General features: G+C 39.1%; 14 protein-coding genes. 8 read left to right on the top strand and 6 right to left on the bottom strand.

All coding sequences use genetic code 11. The features are described 5' to 3' along the window. Nucleotides 1-20 precede the first annotated feature (20 nt). A complete protein-coding gene (locus Q7674_RS02690; protein WP_045063778.1) occupies nucleotides 21-2102 on the bottom strand; it encodes a glycosyl hydrolase family 18 protein in 2082 nt (693 codons plus the stop codon). Between the two features lie 521 nt (nucleotides 2103-2623). Between Q7674_RS02690 and Q7674_RS02685 the strand changes: the two genes are divergently transcribed. After that, on the top strand, nucleotides 2624-3526 hold the full coding sequence (locus Q7674_RS02685) for a chemotaxis protein (RefSeq protein ID WP_107229601.1): 903 nt from the start codon (nucleotides 2624-2626) through the stop codon (nucleotides 3524-3526). A 69-nt stretch (nucleotides 3527-3595) separates the two neighbouring features. Here the strand turns inward: Q7674_RS02685 and Q7674_RS02680 are convergent, their stop codons facing one another. Beyond that, entirely contained in the window at nucleotides 3596-3844 is a 249-nt protein-coding gene (locus Q7674_RS02680; RefSeq protein ID WP_008989037.1) for a GlsB/YeaQ/YmgE family stress response membrane protein, read from the bottom strand. A 270-nt stretch (nucleotides 3845-4114) separates the two neighbouring features. On the opposite strand from Q7674_RS02680, the gene yjjG reads away from it, so the two are divergent. The 4 genes from yjjG (at nucleotide 4115) to brnQ (Q7674_RS02660) (ending at nucleotide 8371) form a co-directional block, all read left to right on the top strand. Beyond that, nucleotides 4115-4786: a pyrimidine 5'-nucleotidase gene (gene yjjG, locus Q7674_RS02675; protein WP_023934753.1), complete on the top strand. Its 672-nt coding sequence runs from the start codon at nucleotides 4115-4117 to the stop codon at nucleotides 4784-4786. Nucleotides 4787-5150: 364 nt separating this feature from the next. Beyond that, on the top strand, nucleotides 5151-6467 hold the full coding sequence (gene brnQ, locus Q7674_RS02670; RefSeq protein WP_080892201.1) for a branched-chain amino acid transport system II carrier protein: 1317 nt from the start codon (nucleotides 5151-5153) through the stop codon (nucleotides 6465-6467). Between the two features lie 266 nt (nucleotides 6468-6733). Continuing rightward, nucleotides 6734-6874 (top strand): hypothetical protein, encoded by a 141-nt coding sequence (locus Q7674_RS02665; protein ID WP_155395148.1) that lies wholly within the window; start codon nucleotides 6734-6736, stop codon nucleotides 6872-6874. A gap of 162 nt (nucleotides 6875-7036) precedes the next feature. Next, the gene (gene brnQ / locus Q7674_RS02660; RefSeq protein ID WP_045063775.1) at nucleotides 7037-8371 is read left to right on the top strand and encodes a branched-chain amino acid transport system II carrier protein; all 1335 of its coding nucleotides are present in this window, start codon (nucleotides 7037-7039) and stop codon (nucleotides 8369-8371) included. A 95-nt stretch (nucleotides 8372-8466) separates the two neighbouring features. Here brnQ (Q7674_RS02660) and Q7674_RS02655 read toward each other — a convergent pair whose 3' ends face one another. Further along, on the bottom strand, nucleotides 8467-8643 hold the full coding sequence (locus Q7674_RS02655) for an ATPase (protein ID WP_008989033.1): 177 nt from the start codon (nucleotides 8641-8643) through the stop codon (nucleotides 8467-8469). A gap of 202 nt (nucleotides 8644-8845) precedes the next feature. After that, nucleotides 8846-10552: a phospho-sugar mutase gene (locus Q7674_RS02650; RefSeq protein WP_045063773.1), complete on the bottom strand. Its 1707-nt coding sequence runs from the start codon at nucleotides 10550-10552 to the stop codon at nucleotides 8846-8848. 458 nt (nucleotides 10553-11010) lie between these two features. On the opposite strand from Q7674_RS02650, the gene Q7674_RS02645 reads away from it, so the two are divergent. Beyond that, on the top strand, nucleotides 11011-11460 hold the full coding sequence (locus Q7674_RS02645) for a hypothetical protein (protein ID WP_045063772.1): 450 nt from the start codon (nucleotides 11011-11013) through the stop codon (nucleotides 11458-11460). 93 nt (nucleotides 11461-11553) lie between these two features. On the opposite strand, the gene Q7674_RS02640 is transcribed toward Q7674_RS02645, so the two are convergent. Further along, nucleotides 11554-12075, bottom strand: coding sequence for a DUF2058 domain-containing protein (locus Q7674_RS02640; protein ID WP_008989030.1), 522 nt, complete (start codon nucleotides 12073-12075; stop codon nucleotides 11554-11556). A 457-nt stretch (nucleotides 12076-12532) separates the two neighbouring features. Between Q7674_RS02640 and lysM the strand changes: the two genes are divergently transcribed. Then, complete coding sequence (gene lysM / locus Q7674_RS02635; protein WP_305422486.1) at nucleotides 12533-12964, top strand: peptidoglycan-binding protein LysM; 432 nt, start codon at nucleotides 12533-12535, stop codon at nucleotides 12962-12964. Between the two features lie 22 nt (nucleotides 12965-12986). After that, nucleotides 12987-13439 carry a YidB family protein gene (locus Q7674_RS02630; protein ID WP_008989028.1) on the top strand — a complete coding sequence of 151 codons (453 nt, stop codon included), beginning with the start codon at nucleotides 12987-12989 and terminating at the stop codon, nucleotides 13437-13439. 74 nt (nucleotides 13440-13513) lie between these two features. Here the strand turns inward: Q7674_RS02630 and astB are convergent, their stop codons facing one another. Continuing rightward, entirely contained in the window at nucleotides 13514-14848 is a 1335-nt protein-coding gene (astB, locus tag Q7674_RS02625) for an N-succinylarginine dihydrolase (protein ID WP_045063769.1), read from the bottom strand. Nucleotides 14849-15078: the final 230 nt, after the last annotated feature.

Here is a 15078-nt window from a genome sequence, read left to right as displayed (position 1 = left end):
TTATTCAGTCACTCGTCATATTACTTAATCAATTCCCACGGTGAACCTGCTTTATCAGGCTTGTCACCTTTCGTCCACCATTTCGCTTGGTATATATCACCTCGATATTCTGCTTTATGCCCTCCACTATAAGCCATTGAAAGCTTCCATTTAGCAATCGTATCGGGTTCTGTCGCACTGTCTTCAATCCATACTGATGAAGAGTCTGGTCGTTCACTTTGTGTCCACCACTGTGCAGTGTAATTATTCCCGTTATAAGTCACGCTATCACCACCGTGGTAAACCGTATTTGCATCCCACTCACTAACATCCGGTACTGATGGTTTAGCTAATACATTAACAAGCGTTGATTTTGATACACTGGCTTGCCCATCAGAAACAATAACTGAAATGCTGATTGTTAGCGCTTCTGTTGTATCTGGCGCTGAATAACTGATGGTTGCTGTACCGTTACCATGATCGGTAATAATGGCGTTTACAGCAGTAAATTCTAAAGAATGATTATCTACATCTGTTGCTGATACAGAAAACGTTAAGGCCTCACCAGAACCAACGGTTAATACTGAAGGTACATTTAATACTGGCTGCGTATTTTTCCCGCTAAAACTAAAAACCTTATCGATGGCTTCTGCTAAAGGTGATCGCAACTGAGTACATTGTTTTAAATTATTACCATAATTAACAAAGGCACTTTCACATTGAATATCACCATTGACTTGCCAAACAATCACACCACCGAGATCATGATTAAGTACATATTCTGCTTTTTTGGTGATCGATTCAGGGTTGTCGTAGCTTAGTATGTACTGTTCTTTTACAGCGTAAGGGATTTCAGCATTAGCATCCCAAAGATGTTCCCAGCCAGTGGCTTTTACAATTTCATTGTAATTAGGTTGCCCATCATGTGAAGACCAGTTAGTCACATCTGCTGCTGAATATACAGAGCCATCGATTGCAAAACTAATATTTCTTTTGGCTGTGGGAGCACCGATATAAGCTTTAGGGGCTGTTGTTTGTACCCCTCTACCATAAAAAGCCAGACCTAAATTTATTTTCTCTGAGGCAATACCCCGTTCAAATAGCCAAGTTCGCAGTGACTCTAAATTCAGTGCGTCACTCTCTTGCTCAGGGTAAGGATACAAAGGCGCATTATGCCCTGCAACATCAGACCAACCGCCATCAAGGTTGTATGTCATCATATTAAAGAAGTTCATTGACTGATCTAAACGTTTCCAATCAAAACCTTCTAGTTTGGTTGTTGATGCTGAAAATGCAGCAGAGAGTAGTTTATCAGCACCTATGCGAGCTCGAATATCTTCCATCAATTGAGCGAAATTATCGAAATCATCAACACTACCGTTAAAGTTTAAGCCTCCAAAGCCTGGAAATTCCCAGTTGATATCAACGCCATCGAAACCCAATGCCATTAACCGATCAATATCAGATAAAAAGCGTGCCTTTTTAACAGGATCTGCTGCCATTGCAGGAAAATGTTTAGACATGCTCCAACCACCAATCGATGCCATGACTTTAACGCCATTACGATGTGCTAAATCAATTAAGCCTGGAGCACCTCCCTCCTTTTTTAGTGGTATAGGTAAATGACCAGTAATGCCAGAAGGCTGATGTAACCAACCATGCCCTGATTTCACAAATCCTTGTTCTTTTACTTTTGCCATATTTACAGCATCAGAGACTTCGTTAAATGGAAAATAATTAAGGTATTCGAGTTCACCCCACAAAATAGGTAAATCCCAACCGCTATGTTGTTGCGTATTCAATAGTGGCGCGGGCTGTTGTTCTTCGCCTGCTAAATATAACGCTGGATTTCGAAAATCAGTACTATGCAATGAACCATCATTCGCAACACCAAAGAATGAAAAATTGATAATGGAATAAATATCTAAATTGACGTTTAAATGCGTTGCTTCACCTTGAGTCGAATACCCAGCTTCAACACCTTTAGAGGCTTCCCATTGCGTTAAGTATCCAATCACATTTTTATTATGTGTAGGCGCTGCACTAGTACTCATTGGCGTGCCACTTAGCAATGCGCCTACTGCAACACTTGCAATCCATGCTTTTTTATTAATTTTTGTCATATTCCACTCCACATATCTATACAGATAGTGCAATCACCTAACTAACAGAAAATACACTGTAGTTCCCAACTACCTTCTCTGTTACCGTCCATGTATTAAGCTTTATATTGTTATTATAAAACCAATCTCTTATTTGTATTTTTCTAATTAATCACCTTGTAAATACAAATCATGATTAGCAGTCATTATATTTATATGTTTATCTCATTTTATTAACTGGCTAAATAAGATTAAAACATAACGAATAAAGCGAATGAGGTTACATAGATTTTAAATATCAAAATAGTCGTTCGTGGAGCGGATATTCACACTAAAAATAAAGTTTATAAACATTATTTATTTAACTATTAAAGCAAGATCTAAAAATTAAACTTTGATAGGAAATAATGATGTGACAGCTATAACACATTGCTTGACATATAATTTATTTATTTCTTGGTATTTTTAAAAGTACATAATTCATTGCTACAATGTTACGAAGATAGTAAATTAATACAAAATATCAATTTAATGGACTAGGTATGATAAAGAATACAACTAATACGTCACAAGGGATGTTGTTATTTAAGTTATCTGCTTTACAAAGCTTTGCTATAGGTACACTTAAAGTCAGAGAAATCGTACCTTACACCAATCTGAGTGTTATACCTCAATCTCATCCCACAGTATTGGGAACCACTACGCTACGCGGAGATACCGTACCCGTTATTGATATGGCAAAAGCTATTGGCTACCCAGCGATTAGCCGAGAAGAACGCCAACGCTGTTTCATTATTATTACTGACTGCCGTCGTAAACTGGTTGGCTTTTTAGTACGAGGAATCGATCGGATCACCGAATGTAATTGGCAAAACATTGAAGCTCCGCCACAACATTTAGGCAGTGATATTTTTGTGACAGGTGTTATGCGTGAAGACAACAAGCTAATTCAGTTATTAGACGTAGAGTTACTACTCTCTAAAATATTTCCTGATGATCCTTCTACGCTATTACCTTCGTTAACGGATGTTGAAAGGGAAACATTACGTCCTCTTAAAATCTTATTAGTCGATGATTCTGCAGTAGCGAGAAAACAGTTAACTCAAGCGTTAGAAAGTATCAGCGTACCCTATTTTGTGGCAACAAACGGACAAGATGCTTTTAATATGATGCAAACATCCGCACAAGCTAATGAGCCATTCCATATTTTGGTTAGTGATATTGAAATGCCAGGATTAGATGGTTATGAATTAGCCTTTAATGTCAAAAACAGTGAAGCGCTACTATCAACTTATATTATTCTTCACACCTCACTTTCGAGCGAGATCAGTGTTTCTCAAGCTCACCAAGTCGGGGCACAAGAAGCATTAACGAAGTTTGAAGCGAATGAATTGATCCACGCCATGCTACGTGGTGCTGAACAACATAAAACGTTAATCAGTTAAAATAAAAGCGAGAAAGCGTCAGTGAATTTGACACTTTCTCGCTTTTTACTCGCCATTTAAATGAATAACTTAGCGAATAAAGCGGTTATAGATGAATAGGATAATAAATGCACCTAGCGTCGCAGTGATAATACTACCAATATTTACACCCGTCGCATGGCCTAAACCAATGAACTTACCTACATAACCACCAACAAATGCACCACCAATACCTAGTGCCATTGTTACAATCCAACCACCGCCGTCTTTACCAGGCATAAGAAACTTAGCCAATGCGCCTGCGATCAAACCAAGAATGATCCAAGAAAAAATACCCATAGGGACTCCTACATAAAAATTAAATATAGTAAAAACGTATATTTGGTAATTTTAGACTGTTCTTGTTTCACAATGTTCACTATCAATAACGAATATTTATAAAAATATTGTTCAATTGCTAATTATTTAACCAACTTAAATCCATTTAGCACGCAATTCATTCTCAAATGCTCACACGTAATTATATAAGCAAATAGCTAACTCTTAGTGTAATATGCGAGAATATTGATGTTTTTTAGATAAATACAACGCGCCGAGGTTACAGCAAAAATGAAATACGATTGGATTCTCTTTGATGCAGACGAGACTTTGTTTTCTTTTGACGCATTCAAAGGTCTTGAGCTTATGTTTTCTCGTCATGGTATTGCTTTTAATGAGGCGGACTTTATTGAGTACGAAAAAATCAATCGTCCATTATGGGTTCAGTATCAAAACGGAGAAATTAGTGCTGCTGAATTGCAACAAACCCGTTTTCGACCATGGGCTAAAAAACTCAATACCACCGAGCAACAACTCAATGATGATTTTATGAATGCTATGGCTGACATCTGTAAACCACTGCCAGGCGCAAAATCTTTGTTAGATTCACTAAAAGGTAAAGCTAAATTAGGCATCATTACCAATGGATTTACTGCACTACAACGCATTCGTTTGGAAAGAACAGGTTTTGCCGACTATTTTGATCTACTCGTTATTTCCGAACAAGTAGGTGTCGCTAAGCCTGATCGTCGTATTTTCGATTACAGCCTTGAAAAAATGGGCAATCCAGACCCATCTCGTGTACTTATGGTTGGCGATAATCCGCAATCAGATATTCTAGGTGGCATTAATGCAGGATTTGATACTTGTTGGTTTAATCATCAAAACCAACCTCAACCTGAAAATATTACCCCAACCTATCAAGTTGCTACCCTAATAGAACTTGAGAAAATCCTAGAGTAATATCAATCGGTTATATTTTATAAACTGTGTTTATCACTATTTTGTGCTGCATCATGGTGATAAATACACTGTTCGTGAAAAATGAAAAACAAATAAATACCTATTATATCTTTACAATCCACTTAAATAGCTTTAGTTTTAGGTCAATTATTTCATTCGGGCGCATATATTATGTATTCAATCAGCCAAAACAATTTAACAGTATCTTCTGTTGTATTTGTTATGAATACATCTGCGCTTGTCTCTGTCGTCGTCGTCAACTAAACGCTGACGTTTAAGCTTATTCGTCAGTTACTGCTGGCGGATACTGTCTCACCTCTTTTTATCTTCCAGCAAACTGACACTCATTAAGAAGGTATGTCGTTTGAAGAGAAGAGAACTAGCCGCTATTGGATTTATGACCTTTGCCTTATTTTTAGGGGCAGGTAACCTAATATTTCCACCTATGATGGCGCAACAAGCAGGCGAAAACTGGTTAATTGCTATTGGTGGTTTTCTACTTACTGCTGTTGGTCTACCTGCATTAACCTTAATTGTTTTAGGCCGTTTGTCCTCAGCCAATAAACTGACTGCTTCACTGCCTAACTGGATGGATCGCACTTTCTGGTTTTTAGTGTTAACTACACTAGGCCCTGCTTTTGTTCTACCACGTGCAGTGACGGTAGCTTATGAAATGGGTATTAAGCCTTTTTATCATGGCGATGGCTTGATGATGTTCTCCGTTCTCTTTTGCCTACTGACTTTAGTATTAGCCTTAAAGCCTGGTAAGTTAGTTAATTACATCGGCAAAGTCATGACGCCTGCTCTCATTGCTATGCTGGCATTATTGGTTATTGCAGCACTTGTTAATCCATTAGGCTCACCAACCGATGCTAATGCTGTTTACAAAGCCGCCCCTACAGTTAACGGTATGATCCAAGGCTACATGACGCTAGATGCCATTGCTGCTGTGGCATTTGGTTGGGTGATCATCCAAACGATCCGCAGTACAGGCGTTAAGTGTGATAAAGCCATTTCTTACTACACCTTACGTGTGGCTGGTATTTATGCGGTATTGATGTCGCTATGTTACTTAGCGATGGGTTATCTTGGTGCAACGTCATCGTCTATCGCGCCAAACTCTACCAATGGTGGTGAAATTTTAACGCGCTACGCTGCTGGTGAATTTGGTACCTTTGGTCAAATCCTACTAGCGACTATTACACTAATGGCATGTTTAACCACCACAATTGGTTTAACTAACGCTAATGGTGAATACTATAAAAACACCTATCGTGTACCTTTTACTATTAGTGCAACAGTGATCATGTCGCTAACAGCATTGATCTCTAATGTAGGTTTGGAAACGATTATTGAAGTTAGCTTACCTGCTATTTTGATCTTATGCCCCATCGCAGTATCACTGATCATTGCTATTATTTTCATGCCAAAAACAGTAAGCAATGAAACGCGTAAACTCTCTATGAGCCAAACCATTATTGTGGTTATTGCAACATTATTTGGCACCATTGATGCGTTAAATATTCTTGGCAAGATCCCAGCATCAATCCTAAAAGAGCTAGATACATGGTTACCATTATTCCATGCTCACGCTTCATGGTTACTGCCTGTCTTAGCAACGGTTGTGATCAGTAAAGTGATTCATACGACTCAACGTCGTAGTGATGTTGTGACTCAATAATATTATCGGCTGAAGTTCTCTTCTCTTCGTTAACTTCAGCCTTTTTCCTTTATTGTTCTTTAACCCTCGTAGATTCCCCATATCTCAAAGTAATTTATTAAATTACTATTTCATTGAATAAATCACTAATATTTTGATTTTTAATAGTTAATCTATCTACCTTTGCAAGTAAAAAATCGCACACCATAAAAAAATCATTTACAACCCTACGTTTTCTTTATATGTTGTAGCCGTTAAATTCGTCACATATCAGAAGTTGTTAAGTTATGTATTCAGCAAAGCTAGAACATAAAACAAGAAAATACTTAGCATCGAACCAGCTAACCAGTTGGGGCGAAACTTCTGCTGCTGTGTTGCAACAAACAGCACGAATTATTACCGCTATTATCCTAGTGATTATTCGCTAGGCTGGCGGTTAAACTTCCGTCAGCCGAGCTGGCGGAGGATACTATCAAGTCAACTATCTTCTATCAGCAAACCTGCGGAATACAATTTTAATCATGGATGTGTAGCTCATTGCGCAATACGCCGATGTTTGTCTATAACTTCAAAAAATGCAGGTATCCAATTTGAAAACACAAGACATCTTCGTACTAGGTCTCACGACATTTGCCCTCTTTTTGGGCGCTGGTAACTTAATTTTTCCACCAGCGATGGGTTTAGACGCAGGTACTTCGCTCACTTCTGCCATGAGTGGCTTTTTGATCACAGCGGTTGGTCTACCTGCTTTTACGATTATCGTATTAGGTCGTATTGGTAATACCAATAACCTCACCAAAGCACTACCTAAGTGGTTAGGTACTACATTTTGGGTTCTGCTGTTTACTGCAATTGGCCCTGCTTTTGGTATGCCACGTGCGGTAACTGTTGCTTATGAAATGGGTATTCAGCCATTTTTCAAAAGCGATCACCTTATTGCGTTCTCAGTGATCTTTTCAGCACTGACATTATTTCTTGCTTTTAAACCGGGTAACCTTGTGACTTACATCGGTAAGATCATGACACCTGCATTGATCCTTCTATTATGTGGTCTTGGTTTATCTGCTTTTCTAAATCCATTAGGTGTGCCAGCCACTCCGTATGGTGATTACCAAACAGGTGCTGTAACCAGTGGCTTAATCCAAGGCTACATGACAATGGATGCAATTGCGGCAGTTGGTTTTGGTTGGGTGATCATTCATGCGATTAAAGCGAAAGGCGTGACAACTCAACAAGGTATTGCGTCGGCATCAATTAAAGTTGCATTGATTTATGCAACCTTAATGGCCGCTTGCTACATTGTGATGGGCTACGTGGGTGCAACGTCTTCGTCTATTGCTGAGCATGGCGTAAATGGTAGCGTGATCCTTACTCGCTATGTTGCTGGTGAATTTGGTCATTACGGTCAATGGTTACTGGCTGCAATTATCTTAATGGCATGTTTAACGACAACGGTTGGTTTAACTAACGCATGTGCTGAATACTACCAAGATACATTTAAAGCTTCTTTTGGCTTAACCGCGACCATCATTGTGGTACTTACCTGCGCTATCGCAAACTTTGGTCTAAACGATATCCTAAAAGTAAGTCTGCCTGCTATCTTGGTACTTTGCCCTGTTGCGATTGCACTAGTGTTAGCATCATTGGCAGCATCAACACTAACGGTATCACGCTTAACGCATACAGCAGTATTAGTCACAGCCACCGCTTTCGGTACTATCGACGCAATTAATATCTTAGGCAAAATGCCAAAAGAGTTAGGTACTTTCTTCGCTGATGCATTACCACTTTATAATGCCCATGCTAGTTGGTTACTGCCTTCTCTATTCATGCTGATTGCGACGGCTGCCATTGGACGCACAGCAGCAGCTGAAAACAAATTCGGTCGTGTAGATTACCGCTTAAAAACAGCTAACAACGAGTAATAAAAAAGCAGCGATAGTTGGGGCTATCGCTGCTTTTGTTTACTCTAAAGTAAAAAGCCTCTGTACTGTTGTCAGTGCAGAGGCTTTTTTAATGCTTATTCAGGCTTACGTTCGCCAGTCATAAATGCATGAAGAATTTCTGGTGTTAACTCACCTGCTTCTTCTAAACGCTTTAATTCAGCAACAATTTTCTTTTGCTCATCAATCTCAGGGATTGGTAACTCTGGCTCTTTTTCGAAATCATCAGGAATAGATAGATTTAAATCATGCATCGGAAAACCCTAACTTTTTAAATAATTAATGTTGGCTTGATTATACACGTAAACGGCTATTGAGCGCACCTGGATTAGACGAGGCTCTGTGGGGAAGTCTTTGATGAAACACAATTTAAAACAGCAGATAACAGTTATAAAAAACGGCAGTGATACCAGTCATATCACTGCCGTATAGCAAGCTAAAGAATCGTGTGATTAATTACTTAATAGATTGCTGATGCTTGTCAATTAACTGCTCCATTGCCTCTTGAGCACGTTGCTGAGCATGTACCATGGTGTCTTCATGTAACATTGGCTCCACTACCTCGTAGTAGCATTTTAATTTAGGCTCAGTGCCTGATGGTCTAACAATCACACGGGCTCCACCTTGTAAGTGATAGATAAGAACATCACTGACAGGTAATTCAATCGCTTCTACTGTGCCATCACTAAACATACGTAACGATTGTTTATAATCTTCTGTGCAAACAATAGGCAAACCTGCAATTTCTGTCTGTGGTGTTGCACGCAATGTGTCACCAATAGGCGCAGCTGTAGGATCTAACGCAATGCTTCGTTGCGCATTGACATATAAACCGTGTTCACGGTAAATCGATTCAAGTTGATCCCAAATGGTTTGTCCTTTGGCATGTAATTCCGCCGTTAGTTGAGCAAAAGCAACCAATGCTGATAAACCATCTTTATCCCATACTTTGCTGCCAACGGTGTAACCTAACGCTTCTTCATAGGCGAATAGGAATTGATGGGATTCTGTTTGCTGTGCCATGGCAACATTCGTCAACCATTTGAAACCTGTCAAGGTTTGGTAATAACGAGCTCCTAATGTAGCTGCAATTTTTCCTAATAGGCTTGATGAAACAATGGTATTACCGACAAGGTTTTGGTTTGCTGGCGCATGACTTAATAAATAGTAGCCAAACAATGTTCCCACTTGATCCCCTGTTAGCATTTGGTATTCACCATCTTCACGGCGAACAGCGACAGCAAAACGATCGGCATCAGGATCATTAGCACAAGCTAAAACGGCATCATGTTTTTTCGCTTCTGCAATAACGAGATCCATCGCTCCTGCTTCTTCAGGGTTCGGAAATTTAACCGTTGGGAAAGCACCGTCAGGCTCTCTTTGTGCAGCAACACTATGAATATGGGTAAAGCCAGCATCAGCCAATAATGTTTCTGCCATTTCAGCACCTACACCATGCATTGCAGTGTAAGCGACTTTAATCGCTTGAGGCTCAGTATGGTTAGTCAACAATGGATTACTGTTCATGGTTTGACGATAAGCTTGGTAATAGTCATCATCTAACCATACAAGAAGCCCTTTTTCTGCTGAGGCTTCTAATGATAATTGTGGTAATTCATGTGTTGTGGCTTTATCAATTTCTTCTGCAATACCTGCATCTTGTGGCGGAATGATCTGTGCGCCATTGCCCCAATACACTTTAAAACCATTATATTCAGGTGGGTTATGGCTTGCTGTAACAACAACAGCGGCTGCGGTATTAAGATGTTTAACACCAAAAGCAACAACTGGTGTTGGTGCAACTTTTACTGTTAAATACACTTTAATGCCTTGTGCAGTTAAAACGGAGGCGGTGTCGTGGGCAAATTGCTGTGAATCAGGTCGACCATCATAACCAATCACCACGCCTTTGCTTGCAGCATCAGGAACTGTTCGTAATAAATATTGACCTAAGCCTGTTGCGGTTTCTTGGATAACTAGCCTATTCATTCGATTAGGACCAGCACCAACTACACCTCGCAAACCCGCTGTACCAAACTCTAGACGACCATTAAAACGATCGGCTAACTCAGCTTGGTTATTGTCTTCAATTAACTGTTCTAGTTCATTGCGTGTTTTCAGATCAGGGTCGCGTTTCAACCAACGAGCGATATCACTATTCATTATTATTGTCCTGCTATGTTGATGATTATCTTAATCACTATCGAATGTCTGATTCATATAATAGCTATATGATATTTAATATCACCACTTAACCATAAATGATAAACATTCGCATTAGATATAGTGATATTTTTATCATGTTCGCATCCATCTGTTTAATTATTACACACGCAAACGATAGCGTAACTATCCCGTTATACAATGTTATTACTGCGATGAATGCCGTTACCTTGTTATATCTCTGTGAGACTAATTGCTAGCCTACCACTAATGATCTATTAAAAAATTCAGTATCCAAACAATAAATAGTGCAGCGATAGAATTTGCCGTAATAACGTAAAATCATGGGGTTATTCATACATAACGATGATTAAACACTGACAAAAGCCCAGTAACCTAACCCCATATTTATTAAATACTTCATTCTGCTATCGTTAACTAAATATAAGGATATTGTTATGCGTGCGATGCTCATCTCACTTGCCTTACTGCTTACCGCTTGTTCTCCTGCTGAAAGCTCTACAGAAAATACTAATGTTGATTTAGCTTTTTTACTGAATAACCAACGTTTAGTAGCAACAACACCGAAAGAGATCGTTCCACCTTTAGCGGTAAAGGTATATTCGTTAACCGAGAATGGCGAATGTGATAATGGTAAATGCCCGCAGACGCAGTTATATATTGCTGTGTCGCAATATGGTGAGATACCGCAGCAAACCTATTACGTAACAGAAAAGCAGCCTAACTTTACCTTTGAACATTGGGATTGGATGAAAACCACCAAGTATTCAGAAAAGCGTCCATCTGTGTCGTTTGTGGTCAGTTATAGTGAGAACGGAAAGAAAGCGTTGGAAACCATCACGGTTGATATGAGTGATGTTCATTATGAAACCATGGCACAAAAATAACCCATATTTCAGCTCAAATAAAGGTAACAAAAAAGCCGATGTTATAACTAACATCGGCTTTTTAATGCATTTGCTAATAATAGCAGCAACGGCTTACCACATTAGATCGTCAGGAATAACGAAATCTGCGTATGGGTCGTCTTCATCAACAATGCTTTCATCTACAGTGTTATTAACAACGATGCTTTGCTCATCACGAAGTGCAATCTTATCTGCAACACCTGCAGGAATAACCTCGTAACCATCTTGGTAACGAGCAATCGCTAAACGACCGTTTACCAACTGATCTTGCATCGTTTTATCAACATAAATCTTCTTAACTGTTGAGCCATCAGTAAAGTTATAGCCGATATCACCCTCTTTACGATCAAGGCGATTCATTTCAATAAGTTGTTTAATCTGAGAGGCTAACTCTTTTGCTTTCGCTTCTTCGTCACGAGCACGGTTAAGCTCTTTATCTTTTTCTAACTGCGCCTGACGATTTGCTTCAACAGCAGCTTTTGCTTCTTTCGCTTGAGTGCGCGATTTTTTAGACGATTTACCCGCCTTTTTAAGCTTCTTCTTATCAATAAGCCCTGCTTGTAGCATCTGCTCTTGTAGACTTAGCTTTGCCATTGAAACTCCATAAATTTATTCATGCATTACCAGTGTAGACCCACTGATTTATAGGCTTATTATCACTTTTAGCGCTAAAACAGGTCAAGCCTAAACATAAAAATTACCCTACCGCTTTTATATAACAGATAACAGGTTTATATTTGGTATCTATTCAGGTAATAAATCAATGTTCAAAATTTAACAGAACACCATTTCATATACTGTAATAAAACACTGTTGTCATTCTTCATTTTTAAAAAATATGCTTTCTTATAAGGATATAGCTTATCGATAAGCGATGACCTAGTATCGAAATTAAGTCGCATCTCAATAAAAAATTACAACAATATCTAAATACAACAGTGAGTTGATATTGAGCACACTTTCATAAGACTGAATTTAATAAAAATGAGTTCTTCTTATTTTTTCATCTAGTCTTTTTAATGACTATTTCTTCATTTAGGGAATGTAAACAATGGGTTTATTAGATTTCGCACGTAATATCGGCACAAAATTATTCGGTAACGAAGAAGAAGCACCAGAGAAAATCACACAGCATATTGAAGACAATAACCCTGGTGTTTCTGATCTTAAAGTTGAAGTAAAAGACGGTGTAGCAACACTATCTTACCAAGCTGATAGTGCAGAAGCGCGTGAAAAAGCGATCCTAATGACAGGTAATACTGAAGGTATTGAATCAGTTGTAGATAACATCTCTGCACCTGAATCAACAGAAGAAGTGTCTTACTACGAAGTTCAATCTGGTGACAGCCTATGGAAAATTGCTGAAAAAACACTAGGTAACGGTGCTGATTACGAGAAAATCTTTGAAGCTAACCGTGAAGTTATCATTGACCCAGATAAAATCTTCCCAGGTCAAAAGCTTCGTATCCCAGCAGCTGCTTAAGTTAAATAAATAAGGTTTAACTATGGATATCGCACAAATTCTACGTATTGGTGCTCAACTATTTGCTCAATCAAGTGCAAATACTGATGGCCTAAACGAAAACAACATTATGTCAGCACTTGCTCGCCTACTTGGTGGTAACAGCAATGGTGAAGGTATTGATTTCAATAGCATCCTTCAATCACTAAACGGTGCTGGTTTAGCCAATATCGTTGCATCATGGTTGGGCAATGGTGAGAACTCACCTATCTCTGCTGATGATATTGCTAAGATTTTCAATCCAGATCAGTTATCAAGCTTTGCTAACGATCTACAAATGCCAAAAGATGAAGCTGTAACAGGTTTACAGGAAACCTTGCCAGGCATGATTGATAAAGCAAGTCCAAACGGTGATATCGCTTCTGAGTTGTTCCAAGCTGTTGGTGGCATGGACGGTATCATGAATCTAGCTTCAAGCTTGTTTGGTAAAAAATAACCATCAGCTAATTGAAGTATGATTAAAGGCGATAAGTAGACATTCTACTTATCGCCTTTTGTTTATTTAAAAGATCATTGTTGGAAGTTATAAATCGAGCCAAGGTTTAGTATTTGCGTTAGCTCATCTAGTGCTGTGCGTGATTCCACCAATAAATGAGGATCCGCTAGATCCGCTTCTACCAAACGATCACGATAGTGTTTATCTACCCACTGATTCAAGATAGTGAACTTATGATCTGTCATTAACACATCAGGATTTACAGCCTGCAGTTCTTGTTCATTAAGCACTACACGCAAGCGTAAACATGCAGGTCCCCCACCATTTGCCATGCTCTGCTTTAAATCAAAGATCATGACTTTATCAATACCCTGCTGACTACTGACTAACTGCTCAACATAGCGTTTAACTTGGCTATTTTCTTCACACTCTTGCGGTAAAACCAGCACAGTCTCCCCATTGGGTAATGACAATAATTGCGAATTAAATAAATAGCTGGAGATTGCACTGTCAATTGACACACTTGATGTTGGTACTTCGATGATCCTAAAGTCATCTCCCATTTTTTGCTTTAACTGCGCATACACATTAGCTTGATCAACATAGGCTTGCTCGTGGCAAAACAAGGTATTTCTATTACCTACAGCTATCACATCGTTATGAAACACACCCTGATCAATCACAGCAGGGTTTTGCTGAGCGATAACAAGATTAGCTTCATCTAACTGGTGTAAACGTGCTATGGCTTCACAGGCTTCAAATGTTTGTCTTGCTGGGTATTTCTGAGGCTGAGTAAAACGATTATCAAACGCATGGCGGCCATGAACAAAGAACTCAACACCTGTATCACCGTATTCACGACAAAAACGGGTATGGTTTGCTGCCCCTTCATCGCCAAAATGATTTACTGTTGGTAAAGCATCATGATGATGAAAATGCTGCTCATTTGGAAACATTGCTTTTAGGAGCTTTCCTGTCGTCACATGCTCAATCGAGCGATGGAACTGGTTAACCAAATTTGCAGGTGTAAAATGAACCCGCTTATCTGATGTATCAGCGGAGGGAGAAACCGTCGCCGCATTAGCTGTCCACATACTCGACGCAGAATAGCAAGAAGACAACAGTTTCGGACTGTGTTTTGCTGCCTGTTGAATGATATGTTGCTCAGAACCAGAGAATCCCAAACGACGTAATGTGATAAGATCAGGTCTTTCTTGTGGAGCTATGATCCCCTGCACTAAACCAAGATCAGCAAGGGTCTTCATTTTCGCCAGCCCCTGCTTGGCAGCTTGCTTCGGGTTAGAGGCTTTTGCGCTGTTTTTAGCAGACGCAATATTACCGTAAGAAAGCCCGCTGTAATTATGCGTAGGACCAACTAATCCATCAAAGTTTGCTTCTACTGCTTTCATTTCTCATCCATGTTATCTGCTAATCACGTAACAATTAAAATAACAAAGTTTTTACATTTACAGCAACTAAACCTATTTGTGGTTATTTAGTCATCATTTGTAGATTATTATTTCATTGAAATTTGAGATCTTTGCGATTTCGCTATCTTGCCGTATTTTTGAGGTATACAAGTGAATAACTACGCAATTTAAGGCAAAAAAAAGCAGCCAGATTCGGCTGCTTTTTCCTA

Source organism: Photobacterium leiognathi (genome assembly GCF_030685535.1).
Classification (GTDB): Bacteria; Pseudomonadota; Gammaproteobacteria; order Enterobacterales; family Vibrionaceae; genus Photobacterium; species Photobacterium leiognathi.
This window is presented reverse-complemented; position numbering and strand designations above follow the sequence as displayed.